14 protein-coding genes are annotated in these 15509 nt (G+C 36.7%); 10 read left to right on the top strand and 4 right to left on the bottom strand.

The features are described from left to right. Positions 1-13 precede the first annotated feature (13 nt). The 9 genes from L1967_RS06545 to trxA all read left to right on the top strand — a co-directional run bounded on the left by L1967_RS06545 (position 14) and on the right by trxA (position 11060). Complete coding sequence (locus L1967_RS06545; RefSeq protein ID WP_249600928.1) at positions 14-253, top strand: hypothetical protein; 240 nt, start codon at positions 14-16, stop codon at positions 251-253. Positions 254-296: 43 nt separating this feature from the next. Next, complete coding sequence (locus L1967_RS06540) at positions 297-602, top strand: GIY-YIG nuclease family protein (RefSeq protein ID WP_249600927.1); 306 nt, start codon at positions 297-299, stop codon at positions 600-602. An 87-nt stretch (positions 603-689) separates the two neighbouring features. Then, the gene (gene pbpC / locus L1967_RS06535) at positions 690-3038 is read left to right on the top strand and encodes a penicillin-binding protein 1C (protein ID WP_249600926.1); all 2349 of its coding nucleotides are present in this window, start codon (positions 690-692) and stop codon (positions 3036-3038) included. A 124-nt stretch (positions 3039-3162) separates the two neighbouring features. Further along, a complete protein-coding gene (locus L1967_RS06530) occupies positions 3163-3642 on the top strand; it encodes a GbsR/MarR family transcriptional regulator (RefSeq protein WP_249600925.1) in 480 nt (159 codons plus the stop codon). A gap of 27 nt (positions 3643-3669) precedes the next feature. Next, positions 3670-4806, top strand: coding sequence for an efflux RND transporter periplasmic adaptor subunit (locus tag L1967_RS06525; protein ID WP_249600924.1), 1137 nt, complete (start codon positions 3670-3672; stop codon positions 4804-4806). 22 nt (positions 4807-4828) lie between these two features. After that, a complete protein-coding gene (locus tag L1967_RS06520; RefSeq protein ID WP_249600923.1) occupies positions 4829-7975 on the top strand; it encodes an efflux RND transporter permease subunit in 3147 nt (1048 codons plus the stop codon). 5 nt (positions 7976-7980) lie between these two features. Beyond that, positions 7981-9378 (top strand): efflux transporter outer membrane subunit, encoded by a 1398-nt coding sequence (locus L1967_RS06515; RefSeq protein WP_249600922.1) that lies wholly within the window; start codon positions 7981-7983, stop codon positions 9376-9378. Positions 9379-9462: 84 nt separating this feature from the next. Continuing rightward, positions 9463-10575, top strand: a complete 1113-nt coding sequence (locus tag L1967_RS06510) for an adenylate/guanylate cyclase domain-containing protein (RefSeq protein ID WP_249600921.1) — start codon at positions 9463-9465, stop codon at positions 10573-10575. A gap of 188 nt (positions 10576-10763) precedes the next feature. After that, a complete protein-coding gene (gene trxA, locus L1967_RS06505) occupies positions 10764-11060 on the top strand; it encodes a thioredoxin (protein ID WP_249600920.1) in 297 nt (98 codons plus the stop codon). A gap of 113 nt (positions 11061-11173) precedes the next feature. On the opposite strand, the gene L1967_RS06500 is transcribed toward trxA, so the two are convergent. Both L1967_RS06500 and L1967_RS06495 read right to left on the bottom strand, forming a co-directional pair. Further along, complete coding sequence (locus tag L1967_RS06500) at positions 11174-11641, bottom strand: CYTH domain-containing protein (protein ID WP_249601009.1); 468 nt, start codon at positions 11639-11641, stop codon at positions 11174-11176. After that, complete coding sequence (locus tag L1967_RS06495) at positions 11628-12302, bottom strand: NAD(P)H-binding protein (protein WP_249600919.1); 675 nt, start codon at positions 12300-12302, stop codon at positions 11628-11630. The genes L1967_RS06500 and L1967_RS06495 overlap by 14 nt, the downstream gene beginning before the upstream one ends. 97 nt (positions 12303-12399) lie before the next feature. Here L1967_RS06495 and dinB point away from each other — a divergent pair, with 97 nt between their 5' ends. Continuing rightward, positions 12400-13488: a DNA polymerase IV gene (gene dinB / locus L1967_RS06490; protein ID WP_249600918.1), complete on the top strand. Its 1089-nt coding sequence runs from the start codon at positions 12400-12402 to the stop codon at positions 13486-13488. Positions 13489-13578: 90 nt separating this feature from the next. Here dinB and pyk read toward each other — a convergent pair whose 3' ends face one another. Together pyk and L1967_RS06480 are read right to left on the bottom strand one after the other, a co-directional pair. Further along, positions 13579-15009: a pyruvate kinase gene (gene pyk, locus L1967_RS06485; protein ID WP_249600917.1), complete on the bottom strand. Its 1431-nt coding sequence runs from the start codon at positions 15007-15009 to the stop codon at positions 13579-13581. Beyond that, positions 15009-15497, bottom strand: coding sequence for an IPExxxVDY family protein (locus L1967_RS06480; RefSeq protein ID WP_249600916.1), 489 nt, complete (start codon positions 15495-15497; stop codon positions 15009-15011). The genes pyk and L1967_RS06480 overlap by 1 nt, the downstream gene beginning before the upstream one ends. Positions 15498-15509 lie beyond the last annotated feature (12 nt).

Raw genomic sequence — 15509 nt, 5'->3', positions numbered from 1 at the left:
TTGTCGAAGCAATATGGAACAATTAAACAATCTCGATTTTAATGGTGTCGAATTCGACAGGTTTAAAAAAGAAGCTGGACTTAATTCATTTAATTTAACACCAAAGAAATGGGATGTTAAAAGAGTCTTGAGTAAAGTAAATTATCAAATACAAACTGATGCAGTCAAAAATCATATAATTCCAAAATCAAAGAAGTCTTTAGATAAACAATGGATTGAATATGCAGAAGAAGCCGATTTATTAAAAAGTTAGTTTGTCTTGCTGAGCCTGTCGAAGCAATTTTATTAGGAAAGAAATGAAGTTTTATTATACCTATATTTTGTTATGCGCAGATAATTCTTACTATATCGGGATGACGAATAACTTACAAAAAAGAGTAACTCAACATAATGAAGGTGTAAATAAATCAAGTTACACTTTTAAAAGAAGGCCTGTAAGTTTAAAATGGTATATTCAATGTACTAATCCAGCGGAAGCTATTAAGCTTGAAAAACAACTTAAAGGCTGGTCCAGAAAAAAGAAAGAAGCTCTAATTAAAGAAAACTGGCAAGACCTTATTCGATTTTCTAAAAATTACACGCAATTTGGAAAGCCTGAGTAATCATTCAATTCACAAACACTTCGACAAGCTCAGTGTGACAAAATTCTAATACACCTCATAAAAATTAAATTCAGAACAAAAACAAAAATGCTTCACTTTCTTAAAAAACACCCTATCAAAATAGGTTTGCTATTTATTGTAGGAATGATGTGGCTTTTTTGTTTACCCAAACAGCTTTTTAACGAACCCACTTCTACCGTGTTAAAAAGTCGGGAAGGTTTAATGTTAGGCGCTCGTATTGCCGACGATGGTCAGTGGCGATTCCCACAGCAAGACAGCGTACCGCATCGATTTGAGCAATGTATCTTGAATTTTGAAGATGAATATTTTTACTGGCATCCGGGTTTTAATCCAGTGGCAATCACCAAAGCACTATGGCAAAACCTCACTACAGAAAATCGTAGAGGTGGAAGTACGCTTACCCAGCAAGTCATTCGGTTATCCCGTAAAAATCAAGAGCGTACCTATTGGGAGAAAGTTATCGAAATTTTTCAAGCTACCCGATTAGAATTGCGTGCCAGCAAAGAACAAATTCTCAATCTTTATGCAACTTATGCTCCTTTCGGCGGAAATGTAGTTGGTTTAGAAACTGCGTCTTGGCGCTATTTTGGCCTCTCTTCACAAGATTTAAGTTGGGGGCAGGCAGCAGCATTGGCCGTTTTGCCCAACGCACCGGCATTAATCTTTCCGGGGAAAAATGAGAAAATATTTAAGCAAAAACGCGACCGATTGCTGCTAAAGCTTTTTGAAAATGAAGTCATCGACCAAACCACGTATGAATTAGCTTTAGCTGAGAAACTTCCGGGAAAACCTTTTCCGCTACCGGAAATAACTCCGCACCTCACAGAAAAATTAAGAAATGACCATAAAGGAACGCAGTTAACCTCAACGATCAACTATTCGCTTCAGCAGCAAAATAATGAGATCGCTCGTAAAAATTACGAAGCTTTACGACAAAATGAAATTCATAACCTTGCAATTTTAATTCTTGATGTGAATACGCGAGAAGTATTAGCCTATGTGGGAAATTCGCCAACTACAGCGGAACACGATCATTTTGTCGATATTATTCAGCGGCCACGAAGTACCGGAAGTATTTTAAAACCCTTTTTGTATGCCGCGATGCTAGATGAAGGAAGCCTACTTCCAAATACGCTCGTTGCTGATGTTCCTACTTCAGTAAATGGTTATAGTCCGCAAAATTTTGATAAAGAATTTAACGGAGCGGTTCCTGCAAGTGTGGCCTTGGCAAAATCGTTAAATGTGCCGGCGGTTCGGATGCTTCAGGATTATGGCCTGCAGAAATTTTATCATCAGCTAGAAAAACTTCAGCTAAAAAACATCAATAAATCAGCCGATTATTATGGGCTTTCCTTAATTCTGGGTGGCGCCGAAAGTTCACTTTGGGACATTACCAATGCTTATGCCGGGATGGCTTCAACTTTACATCATTTCAATTCTTCTTCTAGCGAATATAAACCCAATGAATTTTTAGAACCCATTTATCAACTAGGCGAAAAAGCAGCTTTTGGGAAGAATCAATTTCAGCCTGAACTATTTAATGCCGGTGCTATTTATCACACCTTAAAAACCTTAGAAGAAGTAAACCGCCCCACCGGCGAAGAAAACTGGAATTTTTTCTCGCATTCGCAAGCTATTTCCTGGAAAACCGGGACGAGCTACGGCTTTAAAGACGCTTGGGCAGTAGGTGTAAATGCTCGTTTTGCCGTTGGCGTTTGGGTAGGAAATGCCGATGGCGAAGGCCGACCGGGATTGACGGGTTTACAAGCTGCCGCTCCTATTTTATTTGAAAGTTTTGACAAGTTACCAAAGACGGAAAAGTTTAAAATCCCTTATGATGAATTGGTTGAAGCTGAAGTTTGCACAAAAAGTGGTCACCTAGCCGGAATTTATTGTGATGAATCTGAAAAAGAATGGATCCCGAAAAATGGAATACGAACAACTTCTTGCCCCTATCATCAACAGGTATTTTTAGATAAATCGGAACAATTTCAAGTGAATTCTTCTTGTTATGAATTAGCGGAAATGACAACGAAAAACTGGTTTTCACTTGCGCCGGTAATGGAATATTACTATGCGCCCAAACATCCCGAATACCAAAGTCTCCCACGATTTAAGTCGGGTTGCCTAAAAGAAGGGGAACAATTGATGCAGTTTATCTACCCAAAGAAAAGTGAAACCGTTTTACTTCCGAAGAATTTTGAGGAACAAACAAATCCGGTGGTTTTTAAATTAGCACATCGTAACCCTGAAACAACGGTTTACTGGTATATCGACCAAAAGTTTATTGAAGCTACACAGACTTTCCACGAAATAACCTATGATCCTGAGCCCGGCGAACACCTGTTGACGGTAACCGACCAACAAGGGAATAGTTTATCGATAAAAATTGAAATAGAAAAAGATTTAAATTAATCCATATTAGCCAGTTTCCAAAACAGACAAATCCGTTAATATTTTATTTAACATTAATTTAAGTTTATTTAGTTCGGTGTATTCCGAACCAATCATACCTTTGCACTTTTTAAATTGAGAATTTATGGATTGCTGTTCAGAAGAAAAAAGGAAATTGATTGAGGAAATAGGAGTACGTTTTGAACAAGTTCACCAATTGGCTCCCCTGGCGGCCAGAATCTATGGTATAATGATTCTATCCCCAAAGGACGGACACACGTTCGATGAAATTTTGAGTATTACCTGTGCCAGTAAAAGTTCTGTTTCCACTCATCTTAATCATCTTTTACAACTTAAGAAAGTAGAATATTTCACAAAACCCGGTGATCGTAAAAGATATTTTAGAGCCAGTAGTTACTATTTAAAAAACACGCTAGAAGAATATTACGAAAATATTAATGAGGAATTAAAATTAATCGATAAGATCATCAATTTTAATAAAGATAACAATACTCAAAAATTCCAAAGTACGGGACAAATTGCCCTACTCTTTAGAGAGTATTTAGAATCTCAAAAAATGAATATTGAGAACGTAATTAATAAAATGTCTAAAATAGAAATCTAATAATCTTTACCCCTAATTATTTTAATAATGAGAAAAATTAAAACTTATATTGGTCTTGCCGCAGGAATACTTATGCTCATTTCTTGTGGTAACGAAGGTGAAAAATCACAACAAGCAGCTAGTGCCCAAGCTCAACAAGCTCAACCTTATCCTGTAATAGAAATAACCACTAAAACTGTAGAAGGAAGCACTTCTTATCCTGCAAATATAGAAGGTATTGTAAATAGTGAAATACGCGCAAAAGTATCAGGCTATATCAATAAAGTGATGGTTGATGAAGGCGAAAAAGTAAAAAAAGGACAAATCCTTTTTAAACTGGAAACCCAATCGTTAAACCAAGATGCTCAAGCTGCTAAAGCGAACGTAAATGCCGCTCAGGTTGAAGTAAATAAACTTAAACCTCTAGTAGAAAAAGATATTATTAGTGAGGTACAGTTAGAAACTGCAAAAGCAAAATTAGAACAAGCAAAAAGCAGTTATAACAGTATCGCTGCTAATATAGGTTATGCAAATATTAAAAGTCCGGTAGATGGTTATGTAGGGGCTATTAATTTAAGAGAAGGAGCTTTAGTAAGTCCTACCAGTCAGGAACCCTTAACAACAGTAAGTAATATTAGTAAAGTATATGCTTACTTTTCTATGAACGAAACCGACTATCTTAATTTTATCCAGAATAAGGAAGGGGAATCTTTTGAAGAAATAATCAAAAACATTCCCAACGTAAAATTAAGATTAGCTAATGGTGCTATGTATAAGCAGGAGGGAAAAATAGAAACCATTAATTCTCAGGTAAACAATAATACCGGTACTGTTTCTTTTAGAGCGGTATTTGATAATCCTTCAAGAATTTTAACTAACGGAAATAGTGGAAGCGTTCTTATTCCTGAAGTTTATAAAGATGCTGTGGTAGTTCCCCAATCTGCTACTTTTGAGCAACAAGGAAGTATTATGGTGATGAAAGTACAAGAAGGCAATAAGGTGACTTCTGCTGCCATTAAAATCAAAGATGAAATTGGCAACTTGTACATCGTGGAAAGCGGAATAAAAAAAGGAGAGAAGATTGTTGCGAAAGGTATAACTAAAATTCGACCAGGTACTGAAATTAAACCTCAACCGATACCTTTTGACAGTATTGCTGAACCTATTGAAAAAGTATTTAAATAAAATTGCTGAAGAAATATAAATCATGCTAAAAACATTTATAGAGAGACCCGTATTATCCACGGTAGTTTCTATCCTTCTAGTTATACTTGGTGTATTGGGCTTAACAGCTTTACCAATTACCCAGTATCCCGATATTGCGCCCCCAACCATTACGGTTACCACAAGTTATCCCGGGGCCAACGCAGAAACGATCTTAGAAAGTGTAATTATCCCTATTGAGGAACAGATCAATGGTGTGGAGGGGATGACCTACATTACCTCTACCGCTACCAATAACGGTACGGCTGAAATTACTGTATTTTTTGATCAGGAAATAGATCCAGATATTGCTGCGGTAAACGTACAAAACCGGGTGGCCCGTGCCAACCCTCTACTCCCTGCTGAAGTAAAACAAACCGGGGTTACCACGCAAAAGCAACAGACCAGTGCATTAATGTTCATGTCTTTTTATAGTACAAATGAAGATTATGATGATACCTTTATTCAGAATTACCTGAAAATAAATGTGATTCCTGAAATTCAAAGGGTAAATGGGGTAGGTAACGTAAATGTATTTGGGGAAAAAGATTATGCCATGCGAATCTGGTTACAGCCAGAAAAATTGACGGCCTATAATTTAGTCCCTTCTGATGTTATTGGAGCACTAAATGAACAAAGTTTAGAGGCCGCTGCCGGTGCGCTTGGTGAAAATAATGGAGAAGCTTTTTCGTATACTATTAAGTATAGTGGTCGTTTTAAAACAGAACAAGAATACAACAATATCATCATAAAGGCTTTAGGAGATGGTGAATATTTAAGGTTAAAAGATGTTGCCAAAATCGAACTGGACGCCCAATCCTATAGCGGCGGTTCTACGACCAAAGGAAATCCTGCGGTAAACATGGGTATTTTTCAGACCAAAGGGTCTAATGCCCGTGATATTATTCAAACCATTAAAACCAAATTGAGTGAAATTGAGGCTAACCTTCCTGAAGGTATAGAAATTTATATCCCTTACGATACCAATAATTTCTTAAATGCCTCTATCGAAAAAGTAGTGCACACACTGGTAGAAGCATTCATCCTGGTTTTTATTGTAGTTTTTATTTTCCTTCAAGATTTTAGATCTACTTTAATTCCGGCTATTGCGGTTCCCGTTTCTATTATCGGTACCTTCTTTTTCTTAAACCTGTTTGGGTATTCCATTAACCTGCTTACACTTTTTGCATTGGTACTGGCCATTGGTATTGTGGTAGATGATGCCATTGTGGTGGTAGAAGCGGTGCACGCAAAAATAGATGAAGGCGCCAATAGTGCAAAAAATGCAACACTGGATGCGATGCACGAAATCTCTGGAGCAATTGTTTCCATTACCCTGGTTATGGGAGCGGTTTTTGTTCCGGTGACATTTATTCAGGGACCTACTGGTGTTTTCTATGAACAATTTGGGATTACTTTAATTGTAGCCATCTTTATTTCTGCAGTTAACGCCTTAACTTTAAGTCCGGCATTATGTGCATTATTCTTAAAAACCCACAATGAAGAAGAACACGAAAAAAAGAAAAACTTCTTACAAAGATTCTATGCCGCATTTAACCGTGGATTTAACGCAACCATTAACCGCTATGGTAAATCACTTCATTTTCTGTATAAAAACAAATGGATTAGTGCGCTAATCCTTATCCTGGCAGTAGTAGGTATTTGGTGGACTTCTTCTACAACTCCTACCGGATTTGTACCTGATGAAGATAGGGGGTTATTATTTATAAATGTTGAATTACCTGCCGGGGCTTCCATTGATAGAACGTCTCAAGTGAATAATGAGCTTTATCAAAAAATAAAAGATATACCTGGTGTTGAAGGCGTATCTGTAATTAATGGACGAAGTTTAATTAGTGGTGCCGGTAGTAACTATGGTCTGGGCTTTGTAAAACTACAAGATTGGGAAGAACGTGACACTGATGAACTTTCGCTAAAAGCAATTACCGGAAAATTATTTGGTGTTGCAGCTACTATTCCAGAAGCGAATATTATATTTTTCGCACCGCCAAGTATTCCAGGTTTTGGGAACTCTGCAGGATTTGAAGTGAATCTATTAGACCGTTCAGGTTCAAGTTTTGAAGAATTAGATGCCGCCAACCAGGAATTTATAGGAAAGCTGATGCAGCGCCCAGAAATACAATACGCGCAATCTTCCTTTAACACCAAATATCCACAATATGAGATTAAGTTAAATGTTCCTGTAGCAAAAGATAAAGGAGTTTCGGTAAGTGAAATTTTCTCGACCTTACAAGGTTATATTGGAGGAATTTATGCCGCCGATTTTTCAAGATTCGGTAAACAATATCGTGTATATGTACAGGCACTTCCGCAAGATAGGGCCACTAAAAGTGATTTAAACAAACTTTATGTGCGAACTAAAAGTGGAGAAATGTCACCTATTACCCAGTTTGTAACCCTAAAAAGAGTGTATGGTCCGCAATCGGTAACCAGGTTCAACTTATTTAATTCAACTAAACTAACAGGGGCCACCAATCCAGGATTTAGTTCGGGTGATGCGATTAATGCCATTGAAGAAGTAGCTTCTACTTTACCGGGTAACTACGGAACCGCGTATTCAGGGTTAACACGAGAGGAAGTAAATGCCGGTAGCCAAACCACGACTATATTTTTACTTTCTATTGTATTTGTTTATTTCTTATTGGCTGCACAATACGAGAGTTATTTATTACCGCTTTCAGTATTGCTTTCATTACCATTAGGAGTATTTGGCGCTTATTTTACAACCAAAATGGCAGGACTTCAGAATAACATCTATTTCCAGATCGCCCTGATTATGTTAATTGGTCTGCTCGCTAAAAATGCGATTTTAATTGTAGAATTTGCCATCCAAAGAAGAAAACGTGGAGAAAGCATTGTAGATGCTGCTATAGATGGCGCCAAAGCCAGGTTACGACCAATTTTAATGACCTCTTTTGCTTTTATTCTAGGATTAATGCCGTTAGTATTAGCCAGTGGTGTGGGTGCTGAAGGTAACCGATCTATTGGTACCGGTGCGGCCGGAGGTTTATTAATTGGTACAATTACAGGAATATTTGTGATCCCTATGTTGTTTATCCTTTTCCAATGGTTACAGGAAAAAATTGGTAAAAAGCCAGAAGCTGTACAATCTCAAAACACAGAACAATAAACGCTATGAAATTTTTATATAAACATAAATTTATCGTCCTATCGGTAGTGGTGGTTAGTCTACAATCTTGTTTTGTAGCAAAAGATTACGAGCAACCCGATATTGTTAACCAAAACAATTTTAGAACCGATAGCATTCCGCAAGATAGTCTAACCATGGCAAATGTTTCTTGGCGAGAAATGTTTACCGATCCCGTTTTACAAGAGTATATTGAAGAGGGGCTTACCAATAATATTGATATTCGGGTAGCGCTTCAGCAAATTCTTTACGCTGAAGCTTACCTGAAACAAGGAAAAGCAGGTTATTTCCCTTCTTTAACGGGAAATGCCACATTCACCCATCAGGAACTATCTTCTAACAGTCAGTTTGGTGGATTTTTCTCTTCTTTAGATCAATATGAAATTTCAGGAAACCTATCTTGGGAAGCTGATATTTGGGGAAAAATCAGGAGTCAGAAAAGAGCTTTTGAAGCTTCCTACTTACAAAGTGTAGCAGCCCATCAAGCGGTAAAAACCAAGCTTATCTCTAATATTGCTTCTACCTATTACCAATTACTTTCTTTAGATGAGCAACGAAAAGTTACTGAGGAAACAATTGAAAACAGGAAAAACAGTTTAGAGACTACCAAGGCGCTTAAAGATGCAGGGAATGTAACTGAAGTTGGGGTAAAACAAACCGAAGCCCAGTTGTACACCGCTCAAGCTATACTTATTGACACCAACAATCAAATAAGATTATTGGAAAATACGATGTCTATTTTGTTAGGGAAAGAACCGGAAGATATTAACCGAACTTCCTTAGCTCAACAAAGTATTGATACCGAATTAAAAACCGGGGTACCCGCGCAATTGTTGAGAAACCGACCAGATGTAATTCAAGCGGAATATGGTTTAGTGAATGCTTTTGAAATGACCAACGTGGCAAGAGCTAATTTTTACCCATCCCTTACGCTAACAGCAACGGGAGGTCTGCAATCATTAGATTTAGGAGAGCTTTTTGACACCAATTCTTTATTTGCTACGATTGTAGGAGGATTAACTCAGCCTATTTTTCAAAAGAGAAAAATAAGAACGCAATATGAAGCTTCACAAGCACAACAAGAGCAAGCAAGACTTCGTTTTAGACAAGCCTTTTTAACAGCAACTAAAGAAGTAGCCGATGCTTTATATAATTATGAAGCGGCTACCGAAAAAATTGAAGTAAAAGAAAAAGAATATAATGCTTACGACACTGCTACCAATTATTCAGAAGAATTATTGGATAATGGTTTAGCAAATTACCTGGAAGTTTTAACCGCAAGAGAAAATGCGTTAAACTCTAGGCTAAATCTAATCAACGCCAGGTATACCCAATTAAATTCGATGGTGAATTTATATGAAGCACTTGGTGGTGGCTGGCAATAATTTGAATATTGTTATTTGTTAATTGTTGAAAATAGCCTCGAATTTTAATTCGGGGCTGTTTTATCTAATTTATATTTACAGCTTATGAAAAAAAATTACGCTGTAAGTTTTTATAGCTTTTCTAATCAATATCCATTTTTAAGCAAAATCATCAAACAGATTGTTTTTTGGATTTTTGCTTACGGATTATTGTTTTTGATTATTCATCTAACCGCACTATCGGTTTTACAGGCAATGGGCAGATCTACAGATCTTTCTATTGGTGGTGTCTTCACATTGTTTTTAAGTCTTGGGGCTTTATTAGGGATCGCATTAGGCATTACAGATCATTTTCTAAACAATCGTACCTTTAGAAATCGATCACTAGGTTTCAATATTTTGGTTGGTGGGATTCTTTATTTTACCGTTTTAACCATCATCATCTTCCTTTTAAGATACGTGGTAGTAGAATACGCAAGTGAAAACATGCTAAACCAATATACCGAAAACATTGTTAGAATGAACTGGAAATTCTATAATGTGATTATCTTAAGCTATACGCTGTTTATGACTTTGATATTGAGTTTTATTAATCAAATGACCACTAAATTTGGCCCTGGTTTGCTTGTTCCCTTTTTATTAGGAAAATTTAGATACCCATCTGAAGAAAACAGGTTATTCATGTTCCTCGATTTAAAAGATTCTACCAAATTAGCCGAGAAGTTAGGGCATTTAAAATACAGTGCTTTTATTCAGGAAAGTTTTATGGATATTAACCAGATTGTCAAAGAATATAATGCCCAAATTTATCAATACGTTGGTGACGAAGTCGTGGTAAGTTGGCCATTATGCTCTTTTGATACCAGCCAGGCAATCAAATTTTTCTTTGCGGTTCATAAACGTTTTCAGAATAAAAAAGAACACTACTTAAAAGTTTACAATCATGTCCCCATATTTAAAGCAGGTGCTCACCAAGGATTGGTTACCGCTGTAGAGGTTGGCGATATAAAACGAGAAATCGCCTACCATGGCGACACTTTAAATGTAACGTCTAGAATAGAGGGACTTTGCAAAACCTATGATAAATCAATCCTCATTTCCGGAACGGTAAACCAAAACCCTAAAATCGGCCAGGATTTTATTGTTGCTCCTTTAGGCCCTCAAAAATTGGAAGGCAGGGAAATGAGTGTAGAGGTATTTTGTGTTGCTGAAAAATAAGCCGAATACTTAACAATATTGCATTTTAATTTTCTGCTGAATTTTCTAATTTTATGAAAACGACTTTTATTAAAAATTTGAAGCATTTGAGTATTAAAATAAGCTGAACTACCTATTTCAAAAAAATAACACGTTAGATTAACGAATATCAGCTGAAATAAAAACAACCAACACGTAAAAATTAAAACATGAGCACTTTTGGAGATATTATTGCAGATGACAAACCCGTTTTAATCGATTTTTATGCCGACTGGTGTGGCCCGTGTAAAACTTTGGCTCCTATTTTAAAAGAAGTTAAAACCGAACTTGGCGCAAACATAAAAATTATAAAAATAGATGTTGATAAAAATCAGCAACTCGCGGCTAAATATCAGGTACGTGGTGTTCCTACGGTGCTATTGTTTAAAAATGGCTCGCAACTTTGGCGTCAATCTGGAGTGTTACAAAAGCAAGAGCTTATCAATATTATTAAATCTAAGACCTAATTTGCCCAATTCCTTTCCTGTTAAACAATTTTATTCACCTTAGTTTCCAGGCATTCCCAAGTGGAATTTCACTTAAAAATCCAGTCCTAAAATCACCAAAATCGAATAACCTTTTACCATGATTTAAACGGATTTTTACTCAGTTGCGAATTGTAATATTTAGGATCCCCGGTAACCTCTTCACCTAGCCAATCTGGTTTCTGAAAAACTTCAGACTCTGTTGCCAATTCTACTTCAGCAACAATTAATCCGTCGTTGTCACCATAAAATTCATCCACCTCAAAAACATGATTCCCTGCGTTCACTAAAAACCGTGTTTTATCGATCATTCCAGGTTCGCAAAGTTTTAAAAGTGCCTCTGCATCCGTCTTATCGATTTCTTTTTCCCACTCAAACCTGCTTAAACCAGCTTCATTATTTTTTCCTTTAACGGTTAGAAAGGCCGTTTCGTCCTTAATCCTGATTCTAACGGTACGCAATGGATCGGTATTTAAAAATCCTTGCTTTATACGGTTCTTTTGGTAAGCTTCCTCTTTAAAAAGTGCAGACTTTACTAAAAATTTCCTTTCAATCTCTATCATCATATTTTGCTGCCAGTTCGTTTATTTTATCTGATTTAATAATGGGACCTGAATACCAAAAATTTGCCACCTGCATCATAGCTTTTGCAATATTCTGGGATTTAACCGATCGATATTTCTTAAGGTTCCCAACCAGGATAAAATTAAATAATTTAAAAGCATGCATCGCCACTTTCTCGAAAAAACGTTTCTCTTCGCGATCACCAACAATTAATGCCGGCCTAAAAATGTAAATATTCGGGATATTTTTTTCCATGACATCCTGCTCCATTTCGCCTTTGGTACGATTATAAAAAATACGACTATTAGCATCGGCTCCCATAGCCGAGATCACCACAAAACATTCGGCTCCATTTTTTGCGGCCAGCTTTGCAGCTGTCACCGGAATCCCGTAATCAATCTTTTTATAAAGTGTTTTATCGGGTGTTTTTGTTTTAGTAGTCCCTATACAACAAAATACGTCGTGAGCTTTAAAATTATCCTTGCAATTTTCTAATTCTAGCACATCGACAAGGTATTCTTCCAGCTTTGGGTGTTCACTCCCAAACTTGCTTCTAGAAAACAAGGTTACTTTAGTATAGTTTTTATTTCTTAAAAGCTCTTCTACCAGATGTCGCCCTGTTAACCCGGTTGCTCCCAAAACAATGGCTGTCTTCTCCATAATGCACGATTTAGATGATCCTTTTAAATATAATTAAATTAGCTGACTGTACTTTCTGCTTGCATGCTTTTAGCATTAAATTTGCAGTATCGTGAAAATGCGCAAGATAATTCATATCGACATGGATGCGTTTTACGCTTCAGTAGAACAGTTGGACAATCCCGAATTACGTGGCAAACCAATTGCCGTTGGTGGCAGTTCGCAACGTGGCGTGGTAAGCGCTGCCAGTTACGAAGCAAGAAAGTTTGGAGTGCGAAGTGCAATGAGTAGCGTGATCGCGAAAAGAAATTGCCCTGACTTAATTTTTGTAAAAGCGCGTTTTGATCGTTATCGAGAAATATCACAGCAAATACGAAATATCTTTTTTGAATATACAGATTTGGTAGAGCCGCTTTCATTAGATGAAGCCTATCTGGATGTAACTGAAAATAAAAAAGGAAATCCCAGCGCTACGATGATTGCCAGGGAAATTCGGGATAAAATAAAGCAAAAAACAGGCTTAAATGCTTCGGCAGGAATTTCTATAAATAAGTTCATTGCAAAAGTTGCCAGCGATATCAACAAACCTAACGGACAAAAAACCGTGAATCCTGAAGAAGTCATGGATTTTCTGGAACAACTGGAAATCAGGAAATTTTATGGCGTAGGTAAAGTAACGGCTGAAAAAATGTACCGCCTGGGGATTTTTACCGGAAAAGATCTAAAATCGAAATCTGAAGAATATCTTGCAGATCACTTTGGCAAACACGGGCCATATTATTATAATGTTGTTAGAGGAATACATGAAAGTGAAGTAAAACCAAACCGAATGCGAAAATCCCTTGGTGCAGAGCGCACTTTTAGTGAAAATATTTCTTCGGAAATTTTTATGCTTGAAAAACTTACCAATATTGCTGAAGAAATAGAACGCCGTTTACAGAAAAGTAAAGTTGCCGGAAAAACAGTAACCTTAAAAATAAAGTATAGTGATTTTACTCTACAAACCCGTAGTAAAACAATTTCTTATTTTATTTCCAGCAAAGACTTAATCCTGGAGATGGCTAAAGAATTACTCTATCAGGAAAAGATGAAAGATTCAGTGCGCCTTTTAGGAATATCGCTATCTAATTTAAATACTGATAAGCCTTCTCAAAAAACAAAAGAAGAAAAGAAAGAAGTCGCCGTACAACTTAAATTCGATTTTTAAATTGGTAAAAAGTGCTTTCAGTAATAAAAATGCATAAAAAAACCTCGAATAAAATCCGAGGTTCTTTACTCTTATAAAATTGTTTGGGTATTACTCAATTTCAGAAACTCTAAGTGTATTTACCATGCCCTTGGATGCAATAGGCATTGCTGCCAGATTAATGGTAAAATCCCCTTGCTCTACAAAACCTCCAGCTTTCGCGATACTATTAATATCGTCAATGGTTTCGTCTGTAGTGCTATATTTATCGTAATAAAAAGCCTTCACTCCCCAAAGTAAACTTAAACGGTTAAGGATCCTTTTATTATGGGTAAATACTAAGATATGACTTTCTGGGCGCCATGCTGAAATCTGAAAAGCAGTGTACCCACTGTTAGTCAAAGTACAAATTGCTTTTGCTTTAATTTCATTGGCCATGTGTGCTGCATGAAAACAAACAGACTTCGTAATATATCTTTTAGTACGCACATGTGGTGGATCGTGAGGAACTTTAATTAGCGGAGAATTTTCTACACTTGTTAAAATTGATGCCATCTTTTGGATCACTTGTACAGGATATTGACCAACTGAAGTCTCCCCACTAAGCATTACGGCATCTGCACCATCCATAACCGAGTTAGCGACATCATTAACCTCTGCCCTGGTTGGTGTTAAACTGGTAATCATTGTTTCCATCATTTGGGTAGCAATAATTACAGGGATACGGGCTTTTTTAGCAACCAATACTAATTTCTTCTGAATTAATGGTACTTCCTGAGCCGGGATTTCAACCCCCAGATCTCCACGAGCAACCATTAAACCATCACAGTAAGCTACAATCTTTTCGATGTTCTCTACTCCTTCAGGCTTCTCGATTTTAGCAATAATCGGAATTTTATATTCGGTATGCTCTTTAATTAAATCCTGAAGTTCTATAATATCTTTTTCATGTCTCACGAAAGATAAAGCTATCCAATCTACATCTAAACTACAGGCAAATTTTGCATCTTCCACGTCTTTTTCTGTAAGTGCAGGTAAAGAAATATTAGTGTTAGGAAGGTTTACGCCCTTTTTAGATTTTAAAGGTCCACCCTGAACTACTTTCGCTACAACCTCGTTCTCTCTATTGGTGCTAACAACCTCGAAGATTAATTTTCCATCGTCTAAAAGAATTCGCTCTCCTTCATTTACATCTCTAGGAAAAGCGTCATAATTCATATAAACACGCTCCTTAGACCCCTCGAATCTTTCTCCTGTTGCAAAAACAATTTCATCTCCCTTCGCAACGACCACATCCTCTTTCATGGTCCCTACACGCAACTTAGGTCCTTGTAAGTCGGCTAAAATTGCAGCGGTAAAACCTTCCTGGTCGTTAAGATCTCTAATCATTTGTACACGCTCCCTAACATCATCATAATTAGCGTGGGAAAAATTAATTCTGAAAACATTTACTCCTGCCTGGAGCATTTCTCTTAAGGTGTCTTTGGAACTTGTTGCCGGCCCTAAAGTGGCAACTATTTTTGTCTTCTTATTTGTTGGCATTATTCAAATATTAGATTTTGTTTGGATTTTAATTGATCTACATGGATCTTGTACGCAGCCTGTACCTGGGGAATGCGACCAATTAGGTTCACCAACTGATGAACCTGCTGATCTTCTATATTTTCTTCTATCTTCAAAAAAAAATCGACTTTTTTATATTGAGGAATTAAATTAACCTCTAAAGGTCTTACTTCTTCTTCCAAAAATAAAGATCCAGTATTCAATATTTTTCTGGATTTACCTTTAAATTTATTACTAACAAGGTAATAATCTCTATAATTCGCAAGGTCTTTGTACGTAAATAAAGCATACATCGCCTGGACATCCTTATGATTAAAATCGACATCAAAACGACTTCGCATCAATTTTAAATTCAAAAAACGGTTTAGCAGAAAAGCCATTTTATAAGGCTCTAAATTTGCGTAAATCGCGATTAATTTAAAGTCTGCTTCATCTACATCATCCAGCAACATTTTATGTGCTTGCATGCTAAATCTGCT

This window comes from Zunongwangia pacifica (assembly GCF_023499215.1).
In the GTDB taxonomy this organism is placed as follows: Bacteria; Bacteroidota; Bacteroidia; order Flavobacteriales; family Flavobacteriaceae; genus Zunongwangia; species Zunongwangia pacifica.
The sequence above is the reverse complement of the archived record's forward strand: the minus strand, read 5'-3'. Positions and strand labels throughout refer to the sequence as shown.